Genomic DNA, 26,558 nt, shown 5'->3' on the forward strand with positions numbered 1-26,558 from the left:
TCAGGCGCCCTTGAGACGCTCGGCCAGGTACTCGTGCAGATCGTCGATCGAGACGCGCTCCTGCGCCATCGTGTCGCGGTCGCGCACGGTGACCGCACGGTCGTCGAGCGAGTCGAAGTCGATCGTGACGCAGAACGGTGTGCCGATCTCGTCCTGACGGCGGTAGCGACGGCCGATCGCGCCCGCGTCGTCGAAGTCGACGGCCCACGAGCTGCGCAGCGTGTCAGCGACCTCGCGCGCCAGCGGCGACAGGCGCTCGTTGCGGCTCAGCGGCAACACGGCGGCTTTGACAGGGGCGAGACGCGGGTCGAGCTTGAGCACGGTGCGCACATCGGTGCCGCCCTTGGCGTTCGGCACCTCTTCTTCGCGATACGCGTCCACGAGGAACGCCATCATGGCGCGAGTGAGGCCGAACGAGGGCTCGATCACGTAGGGCGTGTAACGGTCGCCGGTGGCCTGGTCGAAGTAGGTCAGGCTCTGGCCCGAGGCTTCGCTGTGGCTCGACAGGTCGTAATCGGTGCGGTTCGCGACGCCCATGAGCTCGCCCCACTCCTTGCCCGTGAAACCGAAGCGGTACTCGACGTCGATGGTGCCGGCCGAATAGTGCGCGCGGTCATCTTCGGGAACGTCGAACTGGCGCATGTTCTCGGGGTCGATGCCGAGATCGATGAACCAGTTCCAGCACGCCTCGACCCAGTGGTCGAACCACTCCTGAGCTTCTGCGGGCGGCGTGAAGAACTCGATCTCCATCTGCTCGAACTCACGGGTGCGGAAGATGAAGTTTCCGGGCGTGATCTCGTTGCGGAACGCCTTGCCGACCTGGCCGATGCCGAACGGCGGCTTCTTGCGGCTGGCGGTGAGCACGTTCGAGAAGTTCACGAAGATGCCCTGAGCCGTCTCGGGGCGCAGGAAGTGCAGCCCGGACTCGTCGTCGACGACTCCCAGGTAGGTCTTGACGAGACCCGAGAACGACTTGGGCTCGGTGTACTGTCCCTTCGTGCCGCAGTTCGGGCACGGCACATCGGCGAGGCCGTTCTCCGCCTTGCGGCCCTTGCGCGCCTCGAAGTCCTCGATCAGGTTGTCGGCACGGAAGCGCTTGTGGCAGCTGAGGCACTCGACCAGCGGATCGGTGAAGGTCGCGACGTGACCGGACGCCTCCCACACGCGCTTGGGCAGGATGATGCTCGAGTCGAGGCCGACCATATCGCCGCGGCCGCGCACGAACGTCTGCCACCACTGGCGGCGGATGTTCTCCTTGAGCTCGGTGCCGAGGGGCCCGTAATCCCACGCGGACCGCGAACCGCCGTAGATCTCACCCGCCTGGAAGACGAACCCGCGGTGGCGGGCAAGGGCGATGACCTTGTCTAGACGGGACTGTTCGGCCACGGTGGCTCCAATGGTCGGCGGTGGGAAAGCCCGTGATCACGGGCACCTCAATCTTATCCGCGACCGCTTCGCGTCAGGACCCCGGCGAGGCCAGGTGTGCGGCGCTCAGGCCGTGAAGAGGTAGCCCTTCTCGACATCGAACCCCGAGAGAGCGAGGCCGCTGCCCAGCAGCCCCTCCATCTGCGCGCGCAGCCGCGTACGCCACTCGTGCGCCGCCTCCGGATCCTCGATGCGCATGGTCTCGATGTCCGAGGGGATCTCGAGCGTCTCGACGATCGCGTCGGATGCCGGTGGCTTCGCGATGTCGGCGAGAGCCCACTCGACGTCGAGCCGGTCACTCTCGTCCCCGGCATCCCCGCCGCCGAAGATGCCGTAGCGGTTGACCGAGTATCCGGTGACACGTGCGCCGAGAACGGTGAGGAAGAAGTGCGCGTTGCGGGCGACGAGCGGATCGAACGTCCAGGTGATGCGGCCGACATCGCGCGAGAACGCCCACTGGCGCTGGTGCTCCTTGAGCTCGCGCCCCCACCCGCGTCCGCGGTAGTCAGGCAGCAGTGCCGTGATGTGCGAGTGCATCGCCCGGCGTCCGGGTGCGCCGAAGAACGCGATCGACGCGCCCACCATCCGCTCTTCGCCGCTCTCGGCGTCGAAGAGGCCGACGACGTAGTTGCCGGACTGCTGCAGGGCGCGCAGCGTGCCGGCGTCGATCACGCGCTCGGGGCCCCGGATGGAGTCGAGCAGGCCCTGCGCGTCGATGATGAGTTCAACGGTGTCCAGATCACGGATGGTTCGCACGCCCCCAGTCTGCCCCTCCGGTCGCCGTTTTCGGAATCGAGCGACGCGAACGGTCTGGGAACCATGCCGCGAGCGGGCGTACCGTGGAGGGATGTCAACCAGCGATACGACCGCCGAGAAGTCCGACACCAGGTTCTTCGGGCAGCCCTGGGCGCTCGTCCACATCTTCGGAGTCGAGATGTGGGAGCGCTTCAGCTTCTACGGCATGCAGGGAATCCTGCTGATCTACCTGTACTTCTCGGTCACCGAGGGCGGCCTCGGACTCTCGCAGGCCGTCGCGGGCGGCATCGTCGGCGCCTATGGAGGGTCGGTCTACCTCTCGACCATCCTCGGCGCGTGGATCGCCGACCGGATGCTGGGGTCGGAGCGAGTGCTGTTCATCAGTGCGATCGTGATCGTCGGCGGGCACGTCGCCCTGGCCCTGCTTCCCGGGTTCATCGGAGTCGGCGTCGGGCTCGTGCTCGTCGCCCTCGGATCCGGTGGCCTCAAGGCGAACGCCACGTCGGTCGTCGGAACCCTCTACAGCGCCGACGACACCCGCCGGGATGCCGGATTCTCGCTGTTCTACCTCGGCATCAACCTCGGGGCCTTCCTGGGGCCGATCATCACCGGCATCCTGCAGTCGTCGCTCGGATTCCACTATGGCTTCGGCCTCGCCGCGATCGGGATGACGCTGGGGCTGGTGCAGTACTCCTTCGGCCGCAAGGCGCTGCCGGACGAGGCGCGCCGCGTGCCGAACCCGCTCCCCCGGTCGCGCTATCCGCTGGTCGCGATCGTCGCGGTCGCAGCCGTCGCGCTCATCGCGGTGCTGGTGCTCATCGGCGTGATCCAGGCCGACAACCTGGCGGACATCGTCATCATCGGAACCATCATCGCGACGGTCGCGTACTTCGCCGTCATCCTCAGCAGTCGGCGGATCGACGGCACCGAGCGCTCCCGCGTGTGGGGATTCCTGCCGCTCTTCATCACGAGCGTCGCGTTCTGGTCGCTGTACCAGCAGCAGTTCACCGTGCTCACGGTCTATTCCGATGAGCGCCTCGACCGCAACATCTTCGGATTCGAGATGCCCGTCTCGTGGGTCCAGTCGATCAACCCCGTGTTCATCATCATCCTCTCCGGCGTCTTCGCGGCGATCTGGACGCGCCTCGGCCCGCGCCAGCCCTCCACCCCGGTGAAGTTCGCACTGGGAGCGATCATCATGGGTGCGGCGTTCCTGCTGTTCCTGCCGTTCGCAGGCGGCGGCGCCAACTCCACGCCCCTGCTCGCGATCGTCGGCATCCTCTTCGTGTTCACCGTGGCCGAGCTGCTCATCTCTCCCGTCGGCCTGTCGGTCACGACGAAGCTCGCGCCGAAGGTGTTCCACACCCAGATGGTGGCGCTGTTCTTCCTGTCGATCGCACTCGGCACCGCGATCTCGGGCTGGCTCGTGCAGTTCTACGACCCGAAGAACGAGGTGCCGTACTTCTCGATCCTCGGCGCGATAGCGATCGTGGTCGGCCTCGGTCTGCTGTTCGCCGTCAAGCCGGTGCTGCGACTGATGAAGGGCGTGAGCTGACGATCGCATCGTCCTCGCGCCTCCGGTGTCGCAGACGCCGATAGCCTGAAGCGATGGGAGAGAACGAAGATCGCGCGCGCAGAAGACTCTCCCGAACACCACCCAAGTGGGCCATCGTCGCCGTCCTGGCCTTCGCGGGCCTCTGCTCGTCGTTCATGTTCACGCTCGTCGTGCCCCTGCAGGCCGAGCTGCCGCGCCTGCTGAACGCGTCTCGCGAGGACACCACCTGGGTCGTCACGATCACGCTGCTCGTCGCCGCCGTCGCCACTCCGATCTCGGGCCGGCTCGGCGACATGTACGGCAAGCGCCGAGTGGTGATCGTGCTGCTCGGGCTGCTCATTCTCGGCTCCCTGATCGCCGCACTGTCGGGCTCGATCATCGGAGTCATCATCGGTCGAGCGCTCCAAGGCGCGGTGACGGGTGTGGTGCCGCTCGGCATCGCGATCATGCGCGACGTGCTGCCTCCCGAACGCCTGGGCACGGCCGTCGCCCTGATGAGCGCGACCATGGGCGTCGGAGGCGCGATCGGGATGCCGGTCGCCGCGCTGCTGGCCGTGAACGCGGACTGGCACTGGCTGTTCTGGCTCGCCGCGGCTCTCGGCGTCGTGGGTCTCGCACTGGTGCTGCTCGTGATCCCCGAGGATGTGCTGCGGTTCCCCGGACGCCTCGATGTGCTCGGCGCCATCGGACTCGCGATCGGACTCACCGGCATCCTGCTGTTCGTGTCCCGCGGTGCCGAGTGGGGCTGGACGGCACCGCTGACCCTCACCTGCATCATCGGCGGCGTGGGCGTACTGCTCGTCTGGGGCTGGTACCAGCTGCGGGCGAACGATCCGCTCCTCGACCTGCGGGTCGCCGCGCGCCCCGCCGTGCTCTTCACCAACATCGCCGCGATCGGGATGGGCTTCGCGCTGTTCGCCTCCAACGTGACGTTCCCGCAGCTGCTCGAGGGCCCCGCGGCCTCGGGCGCGGGCTTCGGGCTCGACATGGTCTCGGCGTCGCTGATCATCATGCCCGCCGGCCTCGTGATGATGGTGATCTCACCCTTGTCGGGATGGCTCGAGCGCACCGTCGGACCTCGTCCGCTGTTCACCGTCGGCGCGGGAGCCATCGTGCTCGCCTACGTCTTCGTGCTCCTGTGGTCGAGCGAGGTGTGGCACATCCTGGTGGGCAACCTGCTGATCGGCGTCGGCATCGGCTTCACGTTCGCCGCCATGCCGATGATCATCATGCGGTCGGTGCCCGCGAACGAGACCGGCGCCTCGAACGGACTCAACGCCCTCTTCCGCTCGGTCGGCACGTCGAGCGCGTCTGCCGTGATGGGCGGCGTGCTGGCCGCGATGAGCATCGACGTCGGCGGGGTATCCGTGCCGACGAGGGCGGCGTTCGACGTGTGCTTCTGGCTCGCGATCGCCGCCGGAATCGTCGCTCTCGTCCTGTCGCTGTTCATCCCCCGCCAGCGCTCGTCCGAGCAGCACCCCTCGCTGCCGGGCTGACCGCGCACGCACACCGCGCACGCCGGCGCCCGCAGTCCACGAACGGTCGGGTCAGAACGCCCGCGGATCGGGATCCGTCGGCGATGGCGTCCGCAGCCGATCAGGGGCGGGCCAGGAGAGCACGTACTGCTGCGTGGCGGGACGAGTGATGTCGCCGAAGTCGTCGACCTTCACCACGATGCGCCCCGATCTCCCCTTGCCATCGGGCGTGACCTCGACGATGCGCACGCGCAGGGGGCGCTCGGCCTCGCCCTCGAGCATCCACGGGTCGGCGAGCCACGCGATCCCGTGGTCCTGCAGGGCCGCCTCGGCGTCGAGCCACTCCGTCGGCCCGGACACCGCGCGCCCGAGCACATCGATCGCGACCCAGGCCTCGCCTTCCGGATGGATCCAACCGAGCAGTTCTCCGTCATCACGACGATGCGGGGTCCAGTCTGTACGGGGCATTGCTCGATGCTAACCGCGGCCGACGTCGCGTCGGGCGTGGAATGCGATCAGTGGGTGTACTCCATGAGCTCGACCCCGAGGACGCGGAAGGCGTCGTGCGCGCGGAGTCGGTGCGTGATCGACAGATCGTCGAAGCAGACGATCAGGGAGTAGGCCACACCCGCGCGCGGCCCGGCGAGCACTCCCGCTTCGGCACGCACGCCGCGGTCGCGGCCGGTCTTGTTGATGAACAGCAGGCCGTGCGCGTCGTGGTCGTGTGCGAACGGGTCGAGGCCGGTCGCGGATGCCACCAGGCTCAGATCCTGATTGAGGCTCAGCCACTCGGACACCTGAGCGCTCACCGACGCCCCCACCGCCTGGGAATTCACGAGTGCCGAGAAGAGACCCGCGAACTCGCGTGCAGAGCCCACGGCGACGTGCGGAGCATCATCGGGGCCGCGCTCGTCACGGAATCGGTCGAGAACCGCGGTGCGGCGCAGTCCGAGAGTCTCGATGCGCTCGCGCACCCGGTCGTGACCGACCCGCTGCAGCAGAGCGTTGACCGCGATGGGGTCGCCGGCCGTGGCCGCGAGCACGGCGAGGTCTTCGAGCGGCAGGGCGGGCGCGTGCAGGTGGCGCCAGAGCCCCGACGTCGACACCGGATCGACGGCGGTGCGCTCGACGATCTCGAGCGGATCGAGTGTGCCCGCCTCGAACGCGGCCGCCACCTCGATCAGCAGGGGCACGACACCGAGTCCGGCGACCGGCATGGTCACATGGTCGTCGCCCGCGAGGACGTGCGTGTGGTTGTCGAGATCGACGACATGCACCGATACCTGGGCCCCGGCATCCGCCAGCTGTTCGAGCGCCCGCAAGGTCGAGGTGAACGACCTGCGCCCTGCGGCAGCACGGCGCGGCAAGCGTCGGCTGGTCCGCTGAGAGCGGCGCAGCGAGGCCAGTGGCGGGCCGTCGGCAGGCTCGGAAGCACCCACGCGTGATCCTTAACAGGGGGGTTGGATTGGCGGGATGCTGCGGTGTCCATCCGCCGCAGCACGGATATCGTAACCCCGCCAGGTGAGGATGCCCTACATACTCCGGTATACGGTCATCAGAACGTCATCCGGCAGACAGCAGGGCACCCCGACCCGGCGCGATCGCCGAGGCCGGAGCGCTCACCAGATGGTCACGCGCGAGTCCTGCGGCAGCCACAGCGCGTCGGTCTCGGTCACGTCGAACGCCTCGTAGAACGCATCGATGTTGCGGACGATCTGGTTGCACCGGAACTCGTTCGGAGAGTGCGGATCGATCGTGAGCAGGCGCAGCGTCTCGGCGTCGCGGCTCTTCTGCTGCCAGACCTGCGCCCACGACAGCAGGAGGCGCTGCACGCCGGTGTAGCCGTCGATGACCGGCGCCTCGGCGCCGTCGAGTGCGATCTCGTACGCCTTGAGCGCGATGCCGAGACCGCCCAGGTCGCCGATGTTCTCACCGATCGTCAGCGCTCCGTTGACGTGGTGCTCGGCGGCGAGTCCCTCAGGCACGAGTTCGTCGTACTGCGCGATGAGGGCCTTGGTGCGCTGCTCGAACGCGGAGCGATCGGCATCCGTCCACCAGTCCTCGAGCTTGCCGTCACCGTCGTAGCGGCTGCCCTGGTCGTCGAATCCGTGACCGATCTCGTGACCGATGACCGCGCCGATGCCGCCGTAGTTGGCGGCCGCGTCGCGCGACGCGTCGAAGAACGGGTACTGCAGGATCGCCGCCGGGAACACGATCTCGTTCATCGAGGGGTTGTAGTAGGCGTTGACCATCTGCGGCGGCATGTGCCATTCGTCACGGTCGATCGGCTTGCCGACCTTCGCGACGTTGCGGTCGTGCTCGAAGATCGCCGCACGGCGCACGTTGCCGAACAGGTCGGCGCGGTCGATCTCGAGGCTCGAGTAGTCGCGCCACACGGCAGGGTGCCCGATCTTCGGCGTGAAGGAGTCGAGCTTGGCGAGTGCGCGTTCGCGGGTCTCGGCCGTCATCCATTCGAGGTCGGTGATGCTCTGCCGGTAGGCCTCGATGAGGTTGCCGACGAGCTCATCCATCGCGGCCTTCGCCGTCGGCGGGTAGTGCCGCTCGACGTAGACCTTGCCGATCGCCTCGCTCAGTGCGCTCTCGGTCACCGAGACACCGCGCTTCCAGCGCTCGCGGATCGAGGGGACGCCGGTGAGCTCGGTGCCGTAGAACGAGAAGTTCTCCTGCACGAAGTCGTCGGTCAGATACGGAGCCCCGGCATGCACGACCTGGGCGCGCAGCCAGGCCTTCCACTCGTCGAGACGCTCGGCGGTCAGCAGCGACCCGAGGCCTTCGAGGAAGCTCGGCTGCGAGACCACGACCTCGGCGAACGCCTCGGGGTGGCCGGGAGCGACGGCATCGCGCCACGGCTCGAGGTCGACACCGGCGAGCTCCTGGATCTCGGCCCAGGTCTTCAGGTTGTACGTGGCGACGGCATCGCGGCTGCGCACGTTGTCCCAGTGGTGCCCGGCGAGCTCGGTCTCGAGGGCGATCGAGCGGTCGGCGGTGCCCGCGGCATCCGCGACTCCGGCGAGCGCGAGCAGTCGCTCGAGGTGCGCGCGGTACGCCGCTCGGGTCTCGGCGAAGGTGTCGAGCCGGAAGTAGCTCTCGTCCGGCAGCGACAGGCCCGACTGCACGACCACCGGGAGGTAGCGCTCCGGGTTGCCCGGGTCGCCGTCGACGTAGAACCCGATCAGGTGGGCCCGGCCGTCGCGATCGTAGGCGCCGACCGTGCGCAGGAACGCGGGGATGCCGTCGATCGCGTCGATCTCGGCGAGCGTCTCGGCGAGGGGCGTCACCCCGGCGGCGGCGATCCGCTCGGTGTCCATGAAGCTGGCGAACAGGTCGCCGATCTTGCGGGCGAGAGTGCCGGGCTCGGCATCCTGCGACTCCTCGATGATCGCCCTGACGTCCTTCTCCGCCCGCTCGGCCAGCAGATGGAAGGACCCCCACCGCGCCTTGTCGCCGGGGATCTCGGTGCGGGAGAGCCAGGCGCCGTTGACATGGCGGTAGAGGTCGTCCTGCGGGCGGATGTCGGAGCTGAACTCGGAGGTCTCAAGGCCAGAGGGGAGCACGTCGGTCATGCCGACCAGCCTATGCGTCGCTCCGACATTCGGGGGGACGGGTCACGCCCTGCGCCGGAGGCCGAACCGTCGTCGCCGGGGCTGCTCCGGCGTCTCCGCAGCACGCGCCGCGAAGCGCGCCGAACGTCGCTCGGCCCACGCCGCCACCTCGGCGTCGATGTCGCGTGGACTCGTCACGACAGGCGGACCGCCCTGCAGCTGGCGTCGGGCCTCGAGCACCCGACCGTTGAAGTCCTCGAGCACCGACCGGACGTCGGCCTCGCGACCGAGCAGGTCGAGCTGGTCGTCGAGCTCGCGATCCTCGGTGCGCAACAGGATCGCCGGCGGACCGAGACCCGTCAGGTTCTCCTGCTCGATCTTGCGGCGGATCCACCAGTCGGGGTCGTGGTGCGTTCCGAGTCCCTCGAGGGGTTTGCCCGCACCGGGGAGATCGTCGAAATCGCCCCGGCGGATCGCGACCTGGATCGCCGTCTCGATGAAGGCGGCTCGATCCGTCGCTGCGGCGATGCCCGGTTCTGCACCGGACTCGCTGTCGTCCTCGTCGTCCCCCCGGCTTCGCTGCCGCGCACGGTACCGCGCCGCGGCCTCCCGTGGATCCGTCATGATGCACCTCCGTCGCATCCTGGTCCTTCCAGGGTACGACCGCACCGGATCCGGAGGGCGGAGCGGGCGTGCTGCACCGCCTGCTGTCCGCGCCAGCCCATAGGCTCGGAGGATGACCGAGCGCACTCTCAACCGCGAGATCCTGCGCCTCGCCGTCCCCGCGCTCGGCGCCCTGATCGCAGAACCGGCGTTCCTCATCGTCGACGCGGCGCTGGTCGGACATCTCGGCACGACGCCGCTCGCGGGCCTGGGCATCGCGGGTGCGGTGCTGCAGACGATCGTCGGACTCATGGTCTTCCTCGCCTACTCGACGACCCCGGCGGTGGCCCGACTGTTCGGCGCCGGCAGACCGGGCGAGGCCGTCTCGGTCGGGATCAACGGCATGTGGCTCGCCCTCGCGATCGGGGCCGTGCTCGCCGCCGCAGGCGCGGCATCCTCCCCCTGGCTGGTCTCGCTGTTCGGCGCGAGCGACGCCGTGGCCGCCGATGCCAACGCCTATCTCGTCGTCTCGATGTGGGGGCTCCCGGCCATGCTCATCGTGTTCGCCGCGACCGGGCTGCTGCGCGGGATGCAGGACACCATGACTCCCCTGTGGATCGCCGGCCTCGGGTTCGGGGCCAACGCGCTGCTCAACGTGGTGTTCATCTACGGGCTGGGCTGGGGCATCGCCGGCTCGGCGGCCGGCACGGTCGTCGCCCAGTGGGGCATGGTCGGCGCATACGTCCTCGTGATCCGGCGGCTCGCGGCGAGGCACGACGCATCGTTGAAAGCCCGACGGGACGGCATGGGCAGCACAGCGCGCTCGGGCGGCTGGCTGTTCCTGCGCACCGTGAGCCTGCGCGTCGCTCTGCTCGCGACGGTCGCCGTCGCCACCGGCATCGGCACCGAGGAGCTCGCCGGATGGCAGATCGTCTTCACGATCTTCTCGGCGGCGGCATTCGCGCTCGACGCGCTGGCGATCGCCGCACAGGCGCTGATCGGCAAAGAGCTCGGTGCCGGCGACGAGCGACAGGTGCATCGGGTGCTGAAACGCACCGTGGCCTGGGGCGCGTGGTTCGGCGTCGTGGTCGGGGCTGTCATCGCTGCACTCTCCGGAGTCCTCGGGATCGTGTTCACCGGCGACGCCGAGATCGCGGCGCTCGTGCAGCCGGCGCTGCTGATCCTCGCGCTCGCGCAGCCGATCGCCGGGGTGGTGTTCGTGCTCGACGGAGTGTTGATGGGGGCGAACGACGCGCGCTACCTCGCGATCGCCGGCGGGATCAATCTCGTGCCGTTCCTGCCGGCACTCTGGATCATCGCCGCGAGCGGAGTCGATGCGTCAGCGGGCCTCATCTGGCTCGCCATCGCCTTCTTCGGCATCTACTTGCTCGCTCGGCTGGGCACTCTCGGCTGGCGCGTGCGCTCGGGTCGCTGGGTCACCGCCGGCGTCTAGCACTGCACGATCGCTGCGACTCCGGACGTCTACACGTATCCCGGAATCTCGGGAACTGAGGACGCCGCGAGGGATCAGGCGTTCTCGAGCTCGGCGATCACGATCTTCTTCATGTGCATGAGCGCCTGAATCTGCTCTGGCCTCTGCTGGAGCAGATCCAGACCGGCCGGCACGACCTGCCAGCTCACTCCGAACCTGTCCTTGCACCAGCCGCAGGCCTCCGAGTCCGGCACGGCCGAGAGGGCTTGCCAGTAGTGGTCGATCTCGGCCTGATCCTCGCACCCGATCACGAAGGAGATCGACTCGTTGAACGCGAACTCGGGGCCTCCGTCGAGGCAGCCGAACGGCGAGCCGTTCAGGGTGAAGTCGCCGTTGAGGACCTTGCCGCTCATGCCCTCGAAATGTCGATCGAGCGATTCGTCGGGGTACAGGACCACCTGGTCGATCGACGAGTTCGGGAACACCGAGACGTAGTACTCCATCGCCTCCTGCGCCCGCCCGTCGAACCAGAGAAACGGGCGGATGGAACTGATCGCTGCCATGTCGACCTCCTCAGATCGGCACTCACGCTACGCCCGAGCAGGCATCGTGTCGAGAGGGTCCGACGCCGCCGTCAGCCCGCATGCCTCCGGCACCACTCGTACATGATCACCGCGGCGGCCGCGCTCGCGTTGATCGACCGGGTCGAGCCGTACTGCGTGATCTCGATGTGGGCGGATGCCGCGGCGAGCGCGGCATCCGAGAGACCCGGTCCCTCCTGACCGAACAGCAGCACGCAGCTCTGCGGCAGATCCGCGCGGTCGACGGGCACTGCGCCCTCGACGTTGTCGACGGCGACGATCGGCAGGCCTTCGGCGGTCGCCCAGGCGGTGAAGGCCTCGACGTCCTCATGGTGCACGACGTGCTGATAGCGGTCGGTGACCATGGCGCCCCGCTTGTTCCACCGGCGCCGGCCGATGATGTGCACGGTGTCGGCGAGGAACGCGTTGGCGCTGCGCACGATCGAGCCGATGTTCATGTCGTGCTGCCAGTTCTCGATGGCCACGTGGAACGGATGCCGCTTGGTGTCGAGGTCGGCGACGATCGCGTCCATCCGCCAGTAGCGGTAGCGATCGATCACGTTGCGCGTGTCTCCGACGGCCAGCAGCTCGGGGTCGTACTGCTCCCCCGCAGGCCACTCGACCTCGCCGCCGGGCCAGGGTCCGACCCCGTATCCGGGCTGGGCCGACGATCCGCCTGTCTCCGCTGCATCCGCGGGCGCCTGCTCATCCATCCAGCCAGGCTATCCGGCGCATCCGCAACAGAGATTTAGGTACGCCGAAATATCCGCTACGATTTCGGCATGCCGAAAAATGCTGTCGTCGAGAAGGGGCCGACGCCCACCCGCGCCACCGCGCCCCGCAGCCTCTGGCTCCTCGGACCCGCGCTGGTCGCCGGTGTCGCGTATCTCGATCCGGGCAACGTCGCGAGCAACATGACCGCCGGCGCGCAGTATGGGTACCTGCTGGTCTGGGTCGTGGTGGCGGGCAACGTGATGGCCTGGCTGATCCAGTACCTGTCGGCGAAGCTCGGCGTCGTCACGGGGCAGAGTCTCCCCGAGGTGCTGGGTGCGCGCCTCACGAGGCCGTGGGCCCGTCGGGCCTACTGGCTGCAGGCCGAGCTCGTCGCGATGGCGACAGATCTGGCCGAGGTCATCGGCGGCGCGGTCGCCCTCTACCTTCTGTTCGACATCCCGCTGCTGCTCGGAGGGATCATCACCGGCGCCGTGTCGATGGTCCTGCTGACGGTGCAGAGCCGCCGCGGCGCTCGGCCCTTCGAGTTCGTGATCATCGGGCTCATGGTGATCATCGCGGTCGGCTTCGTCGCCGGGCTCTTCATCGCACCGCCGGATGCCGCGAGCATCGTCGGTGGCCTGGTGCCCCGTTTCGAGGGCACCGGATCGGTGCTCCTCGCCGCCTCCATCCTCGGCGCGACGATCATGCCGCACGCGATCTACGCGCACTCCTCGCTCACTCGCGATCGGTTCGGTGCCGCCGCGGCGCACGGGCCGACGGAGACTGCGCGAACCGAGACCTCGCGCATCCGTCGCCTGCTCACGGGGACCCGCTGGGACGTCTCGATCGCGATGGTGATCGCGGGCACCGTCAACCTCGGCATCCTGCTACTCGCGGCCGCCAACCTGGCAGGTGTCGAGGGGACGGATTCGCTCGAAGGCGCCCATGCCGCGCTCGCCGCGGGACTCGGGCCTGTCGTCGCGACCTTCTTCGCGGTCGGGCTGCTGGCCTCCGGTCTCGCCTCGACATCCGTCGGTGCCTACGCGGGAGCGGAGATCATGCACGGCCTGTTGCACGTGCGCATCCCGCTTCTCGCGCGTCGACTCGTGACCCTGATCCCCGCGCTGGTGATCCTCGGCATCGGCTTCGATCCCACGCTGGCGCTGGTGCTCAGCCAGGTCGTCCTCTCATTCGGCATCCCGTTCGCGCTGATCCCCCTCGTCGCGCTCACCGCGCAGCGTCGCACGCTCGGCGTCTGGGCGAATCGCACCTGGACGACGGCGGCGGGCATCGTGGCATCCGTTCTGCTCATCGCGCTCAATGGCGCCCTGCTCTGGTTGGTGCTGACGGGCGCCTGAGCGACCGGCCTCGCGCGCGCAGCACGACCCTTGCGCGCAGAACCGCCCCGAGCCGGCACGGGAAGAGTCGACTCGGGGCGGCGTCCTGTCACCGCGCCGTCAGCGAGAGCGGAGAGTCTCGGTCCACTGCGAGGTCGCGCCGTCGGCGATGCGCCATCCGGGCTCGGGGACGGCGACGACGGTCACCTCTCCCGTCACCTTCACCTTGCCGCCCCGCGCCTCGACCTTCTCGCCGTTGACGTAGTAGCTGATGCCTGTCACGTTCTTCGGCACCTTCACCTCGTCGCGGGAGGTGCCCGGCTTGTCGGTGAAGGTCGGAGCCTTCGGAGTCGTCGGCGCTGTCACCACCGGCACCTGCGACCAGTCGATGTCGCTCGCCAGGTAGTACGAGGTGTACGCGGGCTGGTTGTAGGTGGTCTGCTGACGCGCGGTCTCGGCCCGGTACTGCACGTCGTGCATCAGGGTCGTGAGCTTGTGCGCCGTCGACTCGGTCGTCGTGAAGAACCGCAGCGCGCTCGAGTCCGCGGTGCGCACGAGCAGCTCCTCACGCCAGTCCCCCAGCACATCGGCGACGAGCGACGGGTTGCCTTTCGTGCCGTTGTTCGTGAGCGTTCCGGTCGCGGTGACGAGCGTCCCGCGGGTCCAGTCGTCGATGGTCGGCGTCTGGGCGCCGCTGCCGTTCACGAGCTGCGTCGTCAGGTCGCCCGCCCAGCGGATCGACATGTTGGTGCCTGGCGTCTCCGGCTGCAGCACCTCGCCGGTCGCGCTCAGGAGTCCGCTGCCCTCGGTGCCGCCTGGCATGCTCGACCACACCTCGATACCCGGCACGTCGGGACGCACGTCGCCGATCATGGCGCGACCGGTGTCGCGACCCGAGTACGCCCCGAACAGGGACTCTCCCGCCGCGGCATCACGCATCACCGACCCGTACGGTGCGCTCGTCGCACCCTCGTGGGCCGTCCAGATCTCGAGGCCGGGGCGGCTGGGGTCGATATCGGTCACGTGCATGGCGTCGCCATGGCCCAGGCGCACGGTCGCCCCGGGGTCGGCGCTTCCCTCGGGGAGCACGTCGAACGAGCTGTACAGCAGGCTGCCGTCGTCGTCGATCGTCGCCGATCCGTAGACAAGCTCCTGCTTACCGTCAGCATCCACGTCGGCGAAGCTCAGCGAGTGATCGCCCTGCGTCGTGATCGTGCCGAACTCGGGGTCGGTGCCGTCCCGGCCGTGCGGGGAGTCGTTGAACGGGTTCGTCATCGGCACGTGGCCGCTGTCGACGCCCCACCGCTCCGTGAGGCGCTTGCCGTCCCAGTCGAAGGCCGTGACGGTCGTGCGCGTGTAGTACCCGCGAGCGAAGACGGCCGACGGATGCTGCCCGTCGAGGTATCCGACGCCGGCGAGGAAGCGGTCGACGCGGTTCGCCGGCTCGATGCGCGACATCGCGTAGTCACCCCACAGCAGTCCGTCGTCTCCTCGCTCGGTCGGATACGGGATGGTCTGCAGCTCCTTGCCGGTCGCGCTGTCGAAGACCGTGAGGTACTCGGGTCCGTCGACGATGAAGCCCTCGAACTCCCGCAGCAGGTTGCGCGCGCTGCGGCTCGGCGCGTACACGTCGATGAAGGTGGTCGCCAGTTCCTGCGCGGCCTCCGGCGAGAGCGGGTAGTCGTGCGTCACGGGCATGCCCCACGCCTCTTCGAGAGTGGCCGGCCACTGGCCCGACACGACCTCCTCGCGGTCACTCCACCCGAGGAACATCTCGACCAGACGCTGCTCGTAGTCCGCGGCGCTCAGGCGATAGTCGTCGTCGTTCGAGTACCCGGCCTTGCGGTCGTCCTTGGGGAGAGTGATGTACGACTCGCTCGCGACCGAGCCGTCGTCGGCATACTGCACCGACTTCGTGCCGGGCGCCGTCTTCAGCATGGTCTCGGACCGGCCGTCGCCGTCGAAGTCGTAGACGAGGAACTGCGTGTAGTGCGCTCCGGCGCGGATGTTCACGCCGAGGTCCAGGCGATTCAGCAGCGTTCCGTCGAGCTCGTAGGTGTCGAGATAGACCGGCCCGGTGTAGCCGCGCTGCGAGACGTCCTTCGAGTTCGAGGGGTCCCACTTCACGACGTACTCGTACTGCCCGTCGCCGTCGACGTCGCCGACCGAGACATCGTTCGCCGAGTAGGTGTAGGCCTCGCCCTTCGGCGTCACCCCGTCGGCCGGCTTCTGCAGGGGCAGGTCGTGGTGACCGTCGGCCCAGGCGGTGACGGATGCCGACGCGGATGCCGTCAGCTCGATGCCGCTCACGATCGGGACGACGGAGTACTCCGAGGTGGCGGAGCCGCCGGCATCCGCGTAGTTCGTGCTGTCGGTGACCGTGGCGACCTTCGCCCCGTCGCGATAGACGGCGAAGTCGGGGCCGGCGAGGCCGGTCTCGGTCGCGCCCGTCGTCTCGGTCGCAAGGAGTCGCCAACTGAGGAAGACGCCCTCGGCGGTCGAGACGGCGACGAGTCCGCGGTCGAGCGACTCGAGTTGCGGTGCCGGGGTGCCGTGATCGTGGCGACCCGCGGCCGGGGCTGCGGGTGACGCCGCTGCCGCGCTCTGCGCACCACCCGCGACGAGGCAGCCGGCGGCGGCCAGCGCCACGACGGCGCGGAATGATCGGTGTCGGATGTTCATCATCGAAATCCATCTCTGGGCCTGCAGCCCGCTCGGATAGCGTTTTCCCGTGCCCGGTCGAAGCTACCCGCCGCGCTCCTCTCGCGTCAAGGAATCGGGCCCGATTGACACGATTCACAGCGTCCACGGCGCCCTCGCCAGGCGATTAGGCTCGAAGGATGTCTGCCGAACCCGCGCGCCGCACCGTCCGCATCCTCACGTGGACCGGCATCGCGACCGGCGTGATCGGAGGCCTCCTCGTCGCCTTCCCGACCGTGCTTCCGTTCGGCGGCCCGTGGGTGCAGCTGGCGCTGGGCATCGCGACGCTGGTGCTGGCCTTCCGCGCCCGCAAGATCGGCATCGCCGAGATCGAAGGGTTCGACGGACGCCTCTCGCTCTTCGCCGCTCTGCTGGGCTTCCTCATCGTGTTCTTCGCCGGCCAGGTCGCCTTCGGCATCCTCGTCGACGTCGCGAACCCCTGATCTAGGCTGGACGAGTGGCATCCCCCGCAGCAGACGACTACCTGAAGACCGTCTACGCGCACACCGAGTGGCAGGACGCGCCGATCACCCCGTCGGTGCTCGCGGCGAAGCTCGGCATCGCTCCGTCTTCGGTGACCGAGATGGTCAAGAAGCTCGCCGCCGCGGGCCTCGTCTCGCACGTGCCCTACGGCGCCGTTCGGCTGACCGATGCCGGCACGCAGCGCGCCCTGGCCATGGTGCGACGCCACCGCCTGATCGAGACCTGGCTGGTGCAGGAGTTCGACTACGGCTGGGACGAGGTGCACGACGAGGCCGAAGTGCTCGAGCACACGATCAGCGACCGCCTTCTCGAGGGCATCGACGCACGCCTCGGCCGGCCACGATTCGACCCGCACGGCGACGCGATCCCGGATGCCGCGGGCGTCGTCGAACGCGAGCCCTTCATCCTTCTCGCCGACGCGCCGGTGGGTCACGTCGGCCGCGTGCTGCGCGTCGACGACCGCGACCCCGAGCTGCTGCGCGCCCTCGAGGCGGCTGGCGTCGCCGTCGCGGCGAGCATCACGACCACGGACCGGGGCATCGAGCTCGACGGCGTCGAGACGACGCTTCCTGACGGCGCCGCAGAGGTGGTCTGGCTCAGCGCCTGACAGCCTCGCCACAACCTGACACCTGCCCGTAATCGCCGCCCCATAAGCTGTGCTCATGGCACACCGCGACAACATCGAATGCTGGCTGACCGACATGGACGGCGTGCTCGTGCATGAGAACGACGCCATTCCCGGCGCGTCCGAGCTGCTCGCCGGGTGGGAGCAGAACGACATCCCGTACCTCGTGCTGACGAACAACTCGATCTTCACGGCACGAGACCTGTCGGCCCGCCTCCGCGCCAGCGGACTCGTCGTGCCCGAGGAGCGGATCTGGACCTCGGCGCTGGCCACCGCGGACTTCCTCGCGCAGCAGCTGCCGGGCGGTTCAGCCTTCGTGATCGGCGAGGCGGGCATCCTCACGGCCCTGCACGAGGCCGGGTTCATCATGACCGAGACGAATCCCGACTTCGTGGTCGTCGGCGAGACTCGCAACTACTCGTTCGAGGCGATCACCAAGGCGATCCGACTCATCATCAAGGGCGCGCGCTTCATCGTGACGAACCCCGATGCGACGGGCCCCTCGGCCGACGGAGTCATGCCGGCGACCGGCGCGATCGCGGCGCTCATCACCAAGGCGACGGGCAAGGAGCCGTATGTCGTCGGCAAGCCGAATCCGATGATGTTCCGCTCGGCGCTCAACAAGATCGGCGCGCACTCGAAGAAGACCGGCATGATCGGCGACCGGATGGACACCGACATCATCGCCGGCATCGAGGCGGGGCTGCACACCGTGCTCGTGATGACCGGCATCAGCGACGAGGCCGAGGTCGAGAAGTATCCGTTCCGGCCCGACGAGATCGTCGACTCGGTCGCCGACCTGCTGCCCACCGTCACCGAGTCGATTCCGACGCTCGACGAGGACTGACGTGGGCGCGCTCGACGAAGGAGAGCGGGTCGTCGCAGCGGATGCGTCCGCGTGGCGCGCCTGGCTCGAGGAGCATCATGAGCGCATCGCGGGAGTCTGGCTGCTGAGCGTTCGCGGCAACCGGGCCGGAGGTGTCGGATACGACGATGCCGTGCGTCAGGCTCTGTGCTTCGGATGGATCGACGGTCCGGTGCGCACCTTCGACGACCAGACGGTGGGCCAGTGGTTCTCACCCCGACGACGCGGCAGCGGATGGGCAGCGACGAACAAGGCGAGACTGATCGACCTCGAGGCCGCCGGACAGCTCGCACCGGCCGGCATCCGCGTACTCGAGTCCGCGAAGGCGGACGGGTCGTGGACCTTGCTCGACGGCCCGGAAGCCGGGATCGAGCCGCCCGAACTGACGGAGGCGCTGGATGCCCTGCCCGCCGCGCGGGCCCATTGGGACGCCTTTCCGAAGTCGGTCAAGAAGTTCGGCCTGACGCACATCGCGATGGCGAAGCGTGCCGAGACGCGGTCCGCTCGGATCGCCAAGATCGTGGCGGATGCCGCGGAGGGGAAACGCCCATGAACCAGTCCGACCTGCTGTTCCTGGTGATCTTCCTGATCCTCCTCAGCACGCTGACCGTGTGGGTGGTGCAGTTCTTCCGCTCCCGACGCCGCGGAGGCGGCGGGGGCGATGGGCGCGCCGGCTGGTGGGAAGGCCCCTGGGACGACGACGACCGCAAGCGCTGAGCGCCCCGATCCCTCGATCAGCGCAGCGTCAGGCTGCGCACTCTATCCACGGGCTCCGGCATCCGCAGCGGACCCGCACCGGGTGTGATGGTGCCGAGGATTCGGGCTTCCCGCGCTCCGGTGCCGCCGGGCGTCACGGCCGCGACGCCATGCAACGTGCACCATCCGATCAGCGCGAACAGGATCGCCTCCTTGCTGTCGACCGGGGCGCCGAGCTCGTCGGCGAGCACCACCTCGATGTCGGGGAGCGCCTCACGCAGCCCCTGCATGATGAGCGGGTTGTGGCACCCGCCACCCGAGACAGCCAGGAAGCGGATGCCGGCGGTGCGGATGTCGTGTGCGACGGTGCGGACCGTGAGCTCGGTGAGCGTGCGGATCAGGTCGGCCGGCGCGATGCCGGGTCGCATGCGGTCGACGTGCGCACGCACATAGTCGAGGTGAAAATGCTCCTTGCCCGTGCTCTTGGGCGCGGGCAGGGCGTAGTACGGGTCGGCGAGCAGCTCGGCGAGCAGCACGTCGTCGACGGTGCCGGTGCGAGCGATCGCGGCATCCGCGTCGTAGCCTCGGTCGTTCAGCCCCTCGGCGACGACCACCGCGTCGACCAGTGCATTCGCCGGGCCGATGTCGTAGGCCGACAGACCGTCGGGACCGACCACGGTCACGTTCGCGATGCCGCCGAGGTTCACCGCCGCCGAGACTCCCGCCCGACCGCGCAGCAGCAGCTCATCGAGGAACGACACGAGCGGTGCACCGTGGCCGCCCGCAGTGATGTCACGGATGCGCACGTCCGACACCACGGGTGCGCCGACCCGCTCGGCGATCCACGCCGGCTGCCCGATCTGCAGGGTGCCGAGCGCGTGGCCGTCGGCGACCCAGTGGAAGACGGTCTGGCCGTGCGTGCACACGGCATCCACTCCCCCGACGACGTCGGATGCCGTGGCGGCGACCTCGGCGAAGGCCTGGCCGATCAGGGTGTCGAGCTCGCAGACCTCGGCGAACGTCGTGGGCGCCGGAGGCAGCGCCGCGACGAGTCGGGCCCGCAGGTCGGGGACGTACGGCACGCTGTCTTCGTGCAGCACCGTGCCGCGCAGCGCTCCGTCGCTCTCTGCGAAGTCCACGACCGTGACGTCGATGCCGTCGTGTGAGGTGCCCGAGAGCAGTCCGAGTACGCGCATGCGTGTTCCTTCCGTCGCCTGCTACGAGCGTAGGCCGGTTTTGTTAGGGGGGCGAACGGAAAGCATCGATCTTTTCTGCACGATCATCTTCTGGACCGCGTTCTCCCCTGTGCCCGAAGGATGACCCGCACCGCCGACGGCCCCGGTCGTCGCCCGCGTAGCATTCTGCGAGACCCCACCCGCCACCCCCAGAATGGGAGCATGTTCGTGTCCGCCGAGATCATCACGATCGTCATCAGCGCCGTCGGCCTCCTGCTGGCTCTGGGCGGCACCATGTTCGCGGGCTTCGCCTGGTGCATCCGCCGATCCGACTCCCTCCGCACCGATCTCGTCGGCGTCGAGACGTCGCTCGGTGCGCGTATCGACGGAGTGGAACAGAGGCTCACGGCACGCATCGACGGCGTCGAAGAGAAACTCACCGCACGCATCGACGGCGTCGAACAGAAACTCACCGCACGCATCGACGGAGTCGAACAGAAACTCACCGCACGCATCGACGGAGTCGAAGAGAAACTCACCGCACGCATCGACGGAGTCGCCGCCGACGTCACCGAACTCAAGGTCGCGGTGGCCCGACTCGAAGGGCCGCAGCGTCACCTGATCGTCGCGGGGCGCTGATTCCCCGGTGACCGACAGGTCCGCGTAGGACGAGCGCCGCGGCGCCGATGAGCGGCCCCTCGTCGCCGAGTCCCGAGCGCACGACCCGGGTACGCCGCGAGTACTCGTGCGCGGCACTGGCCGTGAGCGCCTGCTGCACGAGGTCGATGTAGTCGGCGGACACGCGAGAGAACCCGCCGCCGATCGCGACCATGTCGAGGTCGACGAGGGTCGCGGCATCCGCGAGCGCTTCTCCGACCGCCTTCGCCGACCGCTCGATGGCCGCGCGGGCGACGGCGTCGCCCGCGGCGGCATCCCGAGCCAGGTCCTCGCCGGTGGCTCCGGTCCAGCCCTGTTGCTGAGCCCAGGCGGCGCTCGCGGGCCCCGAGGCGATCTCCTCGAGGGTGAGCCCGCCTTCGCGACGCACCTGTCCGAGATGCCCGGCATTGCCGGTGGCTCCGGGAATGTACGCGCCGTTGACGACGAACCCTCCGCCGACGCCGGTCGAGACGACGATCGACAGCGAGGCGCCGGCATCCTGCGTGGCGCCGAGCCAGGATTCCGCCAGGGCGAGCGCGCCACCGTCATGGCCGAGGACGGTCGGAACCTCGCGGCCGAGCGCAGCGGATGCCGCCGAGCGCACCGACTCCGCAAGACCGAAGCCCCGCGCGAGCGGCATGTTCACCGGCATGATCGCTCCGGCGGCACGGTCGATGGGTCCGGCGCTTCCGGCACCGGCGCCCACGAGGTCGGCATCCGCCGGCACAGCGGCCAGAGCGTGGGTCACGATCGAGATCACCGCGTCGTTCAGCGACTCGAGCGTCGCCTGGCGCCCGGTCGCCTGTCGCGAGCGGCTGCCGCCGACGAGCACACCGTGCTCGTCCACGAGCGCGGCCTCCATCTTCGTGCCGCCGACGTCGACGGCCAGCGCGTAGCGGGTCACTGGGGGTCGAGTCCGAGGTCGTCGAGGTCGAAGGCGGCACGCCATTCGAGGCCCTCGGCTTCGATCGCGGCCTGGGCGCCCGTCTTGCGGTCGACGATCACGGCGACGGCGACGATCTCGGCCCCTTCCTTGCGCAGCGCCTCGACGGCCTTGAGCGCGGACTGCCCGGTGGTCGAGGTGTCTTCGAGCACGACGACGCGCTTGCCGGCGACGTCTGCACCCTCGATCTGGCGACCGCGGCCGTGGTCCTTCGGCTCCTTGCGCACGACGAACGCGTCGAGCGGCTTGTCGGCGGCGACCGAGGCGTGCAGCACCGAGTTCGCGATGGGGTCGGCGCCGAGGGTCAGGCCGCCGACTGCCACGACGTCGAGGTCGCCGATGAGGTCGAGCATGATGCGACCGATCGCCGGTGCCGCGCGGTGGTCGAGCGTGAGCTTGCGCATGTCGACGTAGTACGTCGCCTTCTTGCCGCTCGAGAGCGTGAAGTCTCCGTGGAACACCGCCTCGTCCTTGATCAGGTCGAGAAGGGTCTGGCGGTCTGCGTCGAGTGCGGTCACGGCATCCAGTGTAGGAGGCAAGGCCTAGGCTTGACGCATGCGCTTGGCTACCTGGAACGTCAACTCCATCCGCACCCGTGTCACCCGCACCGTCGAGTTCGCCGTCCGAGAGGACATCGACGTGCTGGCGATGCAGGAGATCAAGTGCAAACCCGAGCAGTTCCCCTACGGGCCGTTCGAAGAGGCCGGCTACCACGTCGAGGTCCACGGCCTGAATCAATGGAACGGCGTCGCGATCGCCAGCCGCCTGCCGACCACCGACGTCCGCACGTCTTTCGACGGCATGCCGGGCTTCGCCAAGGGACACGAGGGACCGGATGCACCGCTCGAAGCACGTGCGCTCGGCGTGCTCGTCGACGGTGTGCGCGTGTGGAGCCTGTACGTGCCGAACGGCCGCTCGCTCGACGACCCGCACTACGCCTACAAGCTGCACTGGCTCGAGGAGTTGAAGAAGTCCACGGCGGCAGAGCTCTCGGCGAACCCCGAACTGCCGCTCGCTCTGGTGGGCGACTTCAACATCATCCCGTTCGACGCCGACAACGGCGACCCCGACATCGTCGAGGGCGTCTCGACGCACGTCTCGCCGCAGGAGCGTCAGGCCTTCTTCGCTCTCGCCGACGCGGGTCTGACCGACGTCGTCCGCCCACTGCTTCCCGAGGGCTACACCTACTGGGACTACCAGCGTCTGAAGTTCCCTCGCAACGAGGGCATCCGCATCGACTTCATCCTCGGCTCGAGGACACTCGCCGAGGCGGTCACCGGGGCGTCGATCCACCGCGAAGAGCGCAAGGGCGAGCAGCCCAGTGACCACGTCCCCGTGGTCGTCGAGTTCGACCTCGGCGGGGCCGAGGAAGACGACGACCTGCCGATGATCTTCTCCTGAGACTGTGACCGTCCGCCTGATCGCGACCGATCTCGACGGGACACTGCTCGACTCCTCGTCATCGGTCACGCGGCGCACCCGCGCGGCCCTCGACGCGGCGCGCGCCCGTGGCATCCACGTCGTCCCGGTGACCGCTCGTCAGCCGATAGGTCTACGCGCGCTCGCGGACGGCGCGGGCTTCGACGGCTGGGCGCTGTGCAGCAACGGCGCCTACGCGACACATCTCGTCGACGGACGGATGCTGTTCGCGGAAGAGCTTCCGGCAGAGACGATCCGCACCCTGGCCGAGGCGCTGCGCGCCAGCATCCCCGGACTGCTGTTCGCGAGCGTGCGTGAGGGCGGCGAGACGTTCGTCGCGCAGCACGGCTATGCCGAGATCGCCGATCTCGCCGACCACAAACGCGATCCACGCACGATGGGCGGCGTCGAACCCGATCATGTGCTGGCCGCACCCAGCCTCAAGCTCGTGATCCGGCACCCAGAACTCGCCCCGACGGCGTTGTTCGACGCGCTGCGCGACCTCGGGCTGACCGGTTTCGAGGCGACGCTCTCAGGCGCCCCGTTCGTCGAGGTCATGGCCGAGGGCGTGACCAAAGCCACCGGGCTCGCGCGCCTCTGCGAGCACCTCGAGATCGACCGCCGCGATGTGATCGCTTTCGGCGACGCCCTCAACGATGTCGAGATGCTGCGCTGGGCCGGCCACGGCGTCGCGATGGCCGACGCGACGGACGTCGTGCAGGACGCCGCGGATGAGACGGCCACCTCGAACGACGACGACGGGGTGGCGAGGGTGATCGAGCGGGTGCTCGGCGCCCGCTGAGCAGGACAGTGAGAACCCGGCCCCTTCCGCAGAAGTCACCGGGTCCTCGTCGCCAACGCCGTCAGCTGCGCACGCGCCGACGACGCACGAGTGGCCGCGTTGAGTTGAAGCTATCGGATCGCCACGCAGGAGGGAAGAAGCGGGCGATATACCGTTTCAGTCCTCGAAGGTGCCGACCTCGGGCACCCGATCCGTCCGTCCGTAGCGCAGCAGCATCACTCCGCTGTCGTCGGCGACCGGCGGCTCGAGCAGTCGCAGCACCGCCGGCTCGGCGCCGTCGTCGAAGACCTTCTTGCCCGTGCCCAGAAGGATCGGGTAGACCCACAGGTTGAGCTCGTCGAACAGACCCTCGGCCAGCAGCGAGTGCGCGAGGTCCATGCTGCCGATCACGTGCACCTCGTCGTGTCGCTCGCGCATCGCGGCGATCTCCGCGGCGAGATCGTCACCGACGCGCTCGCTGCCCTTCCATGACAGATCGAGGTCGGCATCCCGTGTCGCCACATACTTCGGGACCCGATCGAAGAGCCTGCCGATCTCCCCCGACGGACCGTCGGTGTGATGCGGCCAGTACGCGGCGAAGATGTCGTACGTGCGGCGCCCGAGCAGCAGCGCATCGAGTCCCTGCATCCCCCGCTGCACCTGGGGCCCCATCCCCGACGACGGATACCCTGCCTGCCAACCGCTGAACTCGAAGCCTCCGGACGGATCCTCGTCGATGCCGCCCGGCCCTTGCGCGACGCCGTCGAGGGTCATGAAGAGGTCGATCAGAATGCGTCCGGTCATCAGAGTGCTCCTTCGCACGAGAGGGCGGCGATGTTCACAGTATGCGCTCGTTCTGCTCGGCGGGTGCCGGCACCTCCGCGCCCCAGCGGCCGAGAGCCTCGATCGCCTCCCGCAATGCGACGCCTCGCTCGGTGAGGGCATAGGCGCGCGTGTTGTGCCGCAGGGGCAGTCGCCGCAGCACTCCGGCCGCTTCGAGCTCGCGCAGACGTGTCGCGAGGATGTTCGTCGGAGCTCCGAGCTCACGCTGCAGATCGCCGTATCTCTGCGGCCCGTCGAGCAGCTTCTCGATGATGAGCAGGGCCCAGCGGGCACCGACGACGTCGAGGGCTGCGGCGAGGTCGCTCACGCGCCCGGATCGGCGTCCGGCTTCATCCAGAACGGCGAGTAGTGATAGCCGTCCGGATCGTCGAACTGGCGCTGATACATGAAGGGGTAGTCGTCGGTGTCGCCGATCCGACCGCCGGCGGCAGCCGCGCGGTCGACGAGCTCGTCGACCGCCTCACGACTGTCGAGGTCGAACGAGACAGTGACCTTCGAGGGGGTGTCAGGGCCGCCGATCACGTCTTCCGTGCCGCCGACGCTCGCATACATCTCGCGGCTGCCGAGCATCACGTACTGCTCGGGCGCGATCATGAAGCACGACACATTGTGATCGGACATCTCGGCGTTGAGGGTCCAGCCGAGAGCGGTGTAGAACGCGGTGGCCCGGTCGACGCTCTCGACGGGGCAGGTGATGAAGAGGCTCATGCGCCAACACTTGCAAAATACAAGTGACGCGTCAAGAGCTTCTGCGGTCCCGCCGCAATCCCACCAGCGCGAGCACTCCGGCTCCGGCCGTGAGCGCGGCCACCGCCGCGAGACCGACGCCGGGGACGGATGCCGTCGCCACGGCGCCCGCCACGAGAGGACCACCCGCATCTCCCAGCTCGCGTCCGAGTTCGGCGCTGCCCATCGTGCGGCCCATCCGCTCCGGCGGGGTCGATGCGGCCAGGTGCGAGAACGCGATCGGCGTCGCGACCCCGACGCCGATGCCGACCAGCAGCGCGGTGACGACGAGCGCGGCCGGAGTCTGTGTGACCGCGGCGAGCGCGATGCCGGCCGCGATCAGCGCCAGGCCACCGACGGCGCCTGTGCGCACCGAGATGCGGCCGCGGTCATGCGCGGCGCCCACGAACGGCTGAGCCACGCTCGACGCGATCGCGAGCACGGTCACGATGGCCATGCTCCAGACGATGTCGAGCCCGGCCTGCCGCCCGAGCAGCGGGAGGAATCCGACGGCGACCGCCAGGGCGCCGGTCGTCGCCGCCAGCACCAGGGTCGGGACGAGGAATCCGGGCGCGATCAGCTCTCGACCGAGATCGACGAGCGTGACTCGCTTGCGGGGCAGCACGGCGACCCGTGGCACCGCTGCAGCGACCCACAGTGCAGCGCCGAGACCGAGCACGGCGAGCGCCCAGAACAGCGCGGGCAGGCCGCCCCAGACCACGAGCACGGCGCCGATCAGCGGACCGAGCGCGTAGCCAAGACTCTTCCACGAGCCGTAGCGACCGAAGTACTTCCCGCGGGTGGCATCGTCGGTGAGCCGGGCGACGGCAGCCGACGACGACGGCGAGAAGGCTGATGCCGCCGCACCCTGCCCGAATCGACCGATGACGAGTCCGAGCATGCCGGGAACCACGGCGCCGACGACCGAGAACGCCGAGAACGCGAGGAGGCCGCCGATGATGACAGGGCGCACGCCCACCCGGTCGCTCAGCGCGCCGAACAGCGGCTTGAGCAGCACCTCGGCGAGGTCGTAGAGCGCGAGGGTGAGCCCGAACGCGAGCAGCGTCCACCCGATGTCCTCGGTCTCCGCGCCCAGCGCCGCCGCGATGCCGTGGGCCCCGAAAGCGGTGGTGAATCCGGCGAGGTAGAGCGGGGCGAGGCGGGGCTTCGCGGTGTGCGGAGTCGAGGTCACGCTCGATTCTCG

At 68.9% G+C, this 26,558-nt stretch carries 28 protein-coding genes; 12 read left to right on the top strand and 16 right to left on the bottom strand.

Annotated elements, in window-relative coordinates:
* Both AKG07_RS11125 and AKG07_RS11130 read right to left on the bottom strand, forming a co-directional pair.
* Complete coding sequence (locus AKG07_RS11125) at positions 1-1,386, bottom strand: glycine--tRNA ligase (protein ID WP_053098005.1); 1,386 nt, start codon at positions 1,384-1,386, stop codon at positions 1-3.
* 105 nt (positions 1,387-1,491) lie between these two features.
* Positions 1,492-2,181, bottom strand: a complete 690-nt coding sequence (locus tag AKG07_RS11130; protein WP_053098006.1) for a GNAT family N-acetyltransferase — start codon at positions 2,179-2,181, stop codon at positions 1,492-1,494.
* A 91-nt stretch (positions 2,182-2,272) separates the two neighbouring features.
* Here AKG07_RS11130 and AKG07_RS11135 point away from each other — a divergent pair, with 91 nt between their 5' ends.
* Positions 2,273-3,736: a peptide MFS transporter gene (locus tag AKG07_RS11135; RefSeq protein ID WP_053098007.1), complete on the top strand. Its 1,464-nt coding sequence runs from the start codon at positions 2,273-2,275 to the stop codon at positions 3,734-3,736.
* A gap of 53 nt (positions 3,737-3,789) precedes the next feature.
* Positions 3,790-5,232, top strand: a complete 1,443-nt coding sequence (locus AKG07_RS11140) for an MFS transporter (RefSeq protein ID WP_053098008.1) — start codon at positions 3,790-3,792, stop codon at positions 5,230-5,232.
* A gap of 51 nt (positions 5,233-5,283) precedes the next feature.
* Here the strand turns inward: AKG07_RS11140 and AKG07_RS11145 are convergent, their stop codons facing one another.
* The 4 genes from AKG07_RS11145 to AKG07_RS11160 form a co-directional block, all read right to left on the bottom strand.
* Positions 5,284-5,679: a hypothetical protein gene (locus AKG07_RS11145; protein WP_053098009.1), complete on the bottom strand. Its 396-nt coding sequence runs from the start codon at positions 5,677-5,679 to the stop codon at positions 5,284-5,286.
* Between the two features lie 47 nt (positions 5,680-5,726).
* A complete protein-coding gene (locus tag AKG07_RS11150) occupies positions 5,727-6,650 on the bottom strand; it encodes a serine hydrolase (protein ID WP_053098010.1) in 924 nt (307 codons plus the stop codon).
* 180 nt (positions 6,651-6,830) lie between these two features.
* Positions 6,831-8,795 carry a M13 family metallopeptidase gene (locus AKG07_RS11155; RefSeq protein WP_053098011.1) on the bottom strand — a complete coding sequence of 655 codons (1,965 nt, stop codon included), beginning with the start codon at positions 8,793-8,795 and terminating at the stop codon, positions 6,831-6,833.
* A gap of 42 nt (positions 8,796-8,837) precedes the next feature.
* A complete protein-coding gene (locus AKG07_RS11160) occupies positions 8,838-9,398 on the bottom strand; it encodes a DnaJ family domain-containing protein (RefSeq protein ID WP_053098012.1) in 561 nt (186 codons plus the stop codon).
* 112 nt (positions 9,399-9,510) lie between these two features.
* Between AKG07_RS11160 and AKG07_RS11165 the strand changes: the two genes are divergently transcribed.
* Positions 9,511-10,830, top strand: coding sequence for an MATE family efflux transporter (locus AKG07_RS11165; RefSeq protein ID WP_053098013.1), 1,320 nt, complete (start codon positions 9,511-9,513; stop codon positions 10,828-10,830).
* 74 nt (positions 10,831-10,904) lie between these two features.
* Here the strand turns inward: AKG07_RS11165 and AKG07_RS11170 are convergent, their stop codons facing one another.
* Positions 10,905-11,372, bottom strand: coding sequence for a VOC family protein (locus AKG07_RS11170; protein WP_053098014.1), 468 nt, complete (start codon positions 11,370-11,372; stop codon positions 10,905-10,907).
* A gap of 71 nt (positions 11,373-11,443) precedes the next feature.
* Positions 11,444-12,103 (bottom strand): TrmH family RNA methyltransferase, encoded by a 660-nt coding sequence (locus AKG07_RS11175; RefSeq protein ID WP_053098015.1) that lies wholly within the window; start codon positions 12,101-12,103, stop codon positions 11,444-11,446.
* Positions 12,104-12,172: 69 nt separating this feature from the next.
* Here AKG07_RS11175 and AKG07_RS11180 point away from each other — a divergent pair, with 69 nt between their 5' ends.
* On the top strand, positions 12,173-13,462 hold the full coding sequence (locus AKG07_RS11180; protein WP_053098016.1) for an Nramp family divalent metal transporter: 1,290 nt from the start codon (positions 12,173-12,175) through the stop codon (positions 13,460-13,462).
* A 99-nt stretch (positions 13,463-13,561) separates the two neighbouring features.
* On the opposite strand, the gene AKG07_RS11185 is transcribed toward AKG07_RS11180, so the two are convergent.
* Positions 13,562-16,123 carry a rhamnogalacturonan lyase gene (locus AKG07_RS11185; RefSeq protein ID WP_053099271.1) on the bottom strand — a complete coding sequence of 854 codons (2,562 nt, stop codon included), beginning with the start codon at positions 16,121-16,123 and terminating at the stop codon, positions 13,562-13,564.
* A gap of 158 nt (positions 16,124-16,281) precedes the next feature.
* On the opposite strand from AKG07_RS11185, the gene AKG07_RS11190 reads away from it, so the two are divergent.
* From AKG07_RS11190 to AKG07_RS17880, 5 genes are read left to right on the top strand one after another with little or no spacing between them, the layout of a single operon-like run.
* Positions 16,282-16,584: a hypothetical protein gene (locus AKG07_RS11190; protein ID WP_053098017.1), complete on the top strand. Its 303-nt coding sequence runs from the start codon at positions 16,282-16,284 to the stop codon at positions 16,582-16,584.
* 14 nt (positions 16,585-16,598) lie between these two features.
* Positions 16,599-17,231: a metal-dependent transcriptional regulator gene (locus tag AKG07_RS11195; RefSeq protein WP_053098018.1), complete on the top strand. Its 633-nt coding sequence runs from the start codon at positions 16,599-16,601 to the stop codon at positions 17,229-17,231.
* A gap of 55 nt (positions 17,232-17,286) precedes the next feature.
* Positions 17,287-18,096 carry an HAD-IIA family hydrolase gene (locus AKG07_RS11200; protein WP_053098019.1) on the top strand — a complete coding sequence of 270 codons (810 nt, stop codon included), beginning with the start codon at positions 17,287-17,289 and terminating at the stop codon, positions 18,094-18,096.
* 1 nt (position 18,097) lies between these two features.
* Complete coding sequence (locus tag AKG07_RS11205) at positions 18,098-18,667, top strand: YdeI/OmpD-associated family protein (RefSeq protein ID WP_053098020.1); 570 nt, start codon at positions 18,098-18,100, stop codon at positions 18,665-18,667.
* Positions 18,664-18,831 (top strand): hypothetical protein, encoded by a 168-nt coding sequence (locus tag AKG07_RS17880; RefSeq protein WP_171821950.1) that lies wholly within the window; start codon positions 18,664-18,666, stop codon positions 18,829-18,831. Before AKG07_RS11205 ends, AKG07_RS17880 begins: the two co-directional genes overlap by 4 nt.
* Before the next feature lie 17 nt (positions 18,832-18,848).
* Here the strand turns inward: AKG07_RS17880 and AKG07_RS11210 are convergent, their stop codons facing one another.
* Positions 18,849-20,006 (bottom strand): anhydro-N-acetylmuramic acid kinase, encoded by a 1,158-nt coding sequence (locus tag AKG07_RS11210; protein ID WP_053098021.1) that lies wholly within the window; start codon positions 20,004-20,006, stop codon positions 18,849-18,851.
* Between the two features lie 201 nt (positions 20,007-20,207).
* Between AKG07_RS11210 and AKG07_RS11215 the strand changes: the two genes are divergently transcribed.
* A complete protein-coding gene (locus tag AKG07_RS11215; protein ID WP_053098022.1) occupies positions 20,208-20,624 on the top strand; it encodes a hypothetical protein in 417 nt (138 codons plus the stop codon).
* Here AKG07_RS11215 and AKG07_RS11220 read toward each other — a convergent pair.
* Positions 20,563-21,546, bottom strand: a complete 984-nt coding sequence (locus tag AKG07_RS11220; RefSeq protein ID WP_082297909.1) for an ROK family protein — start codon at positions 21,544-21,546, stop codon at positions 20,563-20,565. The two genes, AKG07_RS11215 and AKG07_RS11220, sit on opposite strands and share 62 nt — an antisense overlap.
* The gene (gene pyrE, locus AKG07_RS11225; RefSeq protein ID WP_053098023.1) at positions 21,543-22,103 is read right to left on the bottom strand and encodes an orotate phosphoribosyltransferase; all 561 of its coding nucleotides are present in this window, start codon (positions 22,101-22,103) and stop codon (positions 21,543-21,545) included. The genes AKG07_RS11220 and pyrE overlap by 4 nt, the downstream gene beginning before the upstream one ends.
* A gap of 37 nt (positions 22,104-22,140) precedes the next feature.
* On the opposite strand from pyrE, the gene AKG07_RS11230 reads away from it, so the two are divergent.
* Entirely contained in the window at positions 22,141-22,986 is an 846-nt protein-coding gene (locus AKG07_RS11230; RefSeq protein WP_053098024.1) for an exodeoxyribonuclease III, read from the top strand.
* A 4-nt stretch (positions 22,987-22,990) separates the two neighbouring features.
* Positions 22,991-23,806 carry a Cof-type HAD-IIB family hydrolase gene (locus AKG07_RS11235; protein ID WP_053098025.1) on the top strand — a complete coding sequence of 272 codons (816 nt, stop codon included), beginning with the start codon at positions 22,991-22,993 and terminating at the stop codon, positions 23,804-23,806.
* 156 nt (positions 23,807-23,962) lie between these two features.
* On the opposite strand, the gene AKG07_RS11240 is transcribed toward AKG07_RS11235, so the two are convergent.
* Genes AKG07_RS11240 through AKG07_RS11255 form a run of 4 tightly spaced genes read right to left on the bottom strand, consistent with a single transcriptional unit; the run spans position 23,963 to position 26,546 of the window.
* Positions 23,963-24,589, bottom strand: coding sequence for a dihydrofolate reductase family protein (locus tag AKG07_RS11240; RefSeq protein WP_053098026.1), 627 nt, complete (start codon positions 24,587-24,589; stop codon positions 23,963-23,965).
* Positions 24,590-24,623: 34 nt separating this feature from the next.
* Positions 24,624-24,935, bottom strand: coding sequence for a winged helix-turn-helix transcriptional regulator (locus AKG07_RS11245; protein ID WP_053098027.1), 312 nt, complete (start codon positions 24,933-24,935; stop codon positions 24,624-24,626).
* Entirely contained in the window at positions 24,932-25,336 is a 405-nt protein-coding gene (locus AKG07_RS11250; protein ID WP_053098028.1) for a VOC family protein, read from the bottom strand. Before AKG07_RS11250 ends, AKG07_RS11245 begins: the two co-directional genes overlap by 4 nt.
* A 31-nt stretch (positions 25,337-25,367) precedes the next feature.
* Positions 25,368-26,546 carry an MFS transporter gene (locus AKG07_RS11255; protein ID WP_053099272.1) on the bottom strand — a complete coding sequence of 393 codons (1,179 nt, stop codon included), beginning with the start codon at positions 26,544-26,546 and terminating at the stop codon, positions 25,368-25,370.
* Positions 26,547-26,558: the final 12 nt, after the last annotated feature.

The sequence above is a fragment of the Microbacterium sp. CGR1 genome (assembly GCF_001266755.1).
Taxonomy (GTDB): domain Bacteria; phylum Actinomycetota; class Actinomycetes; order Actinomycetales; family Microbacteriaceae; genus Microbacterium.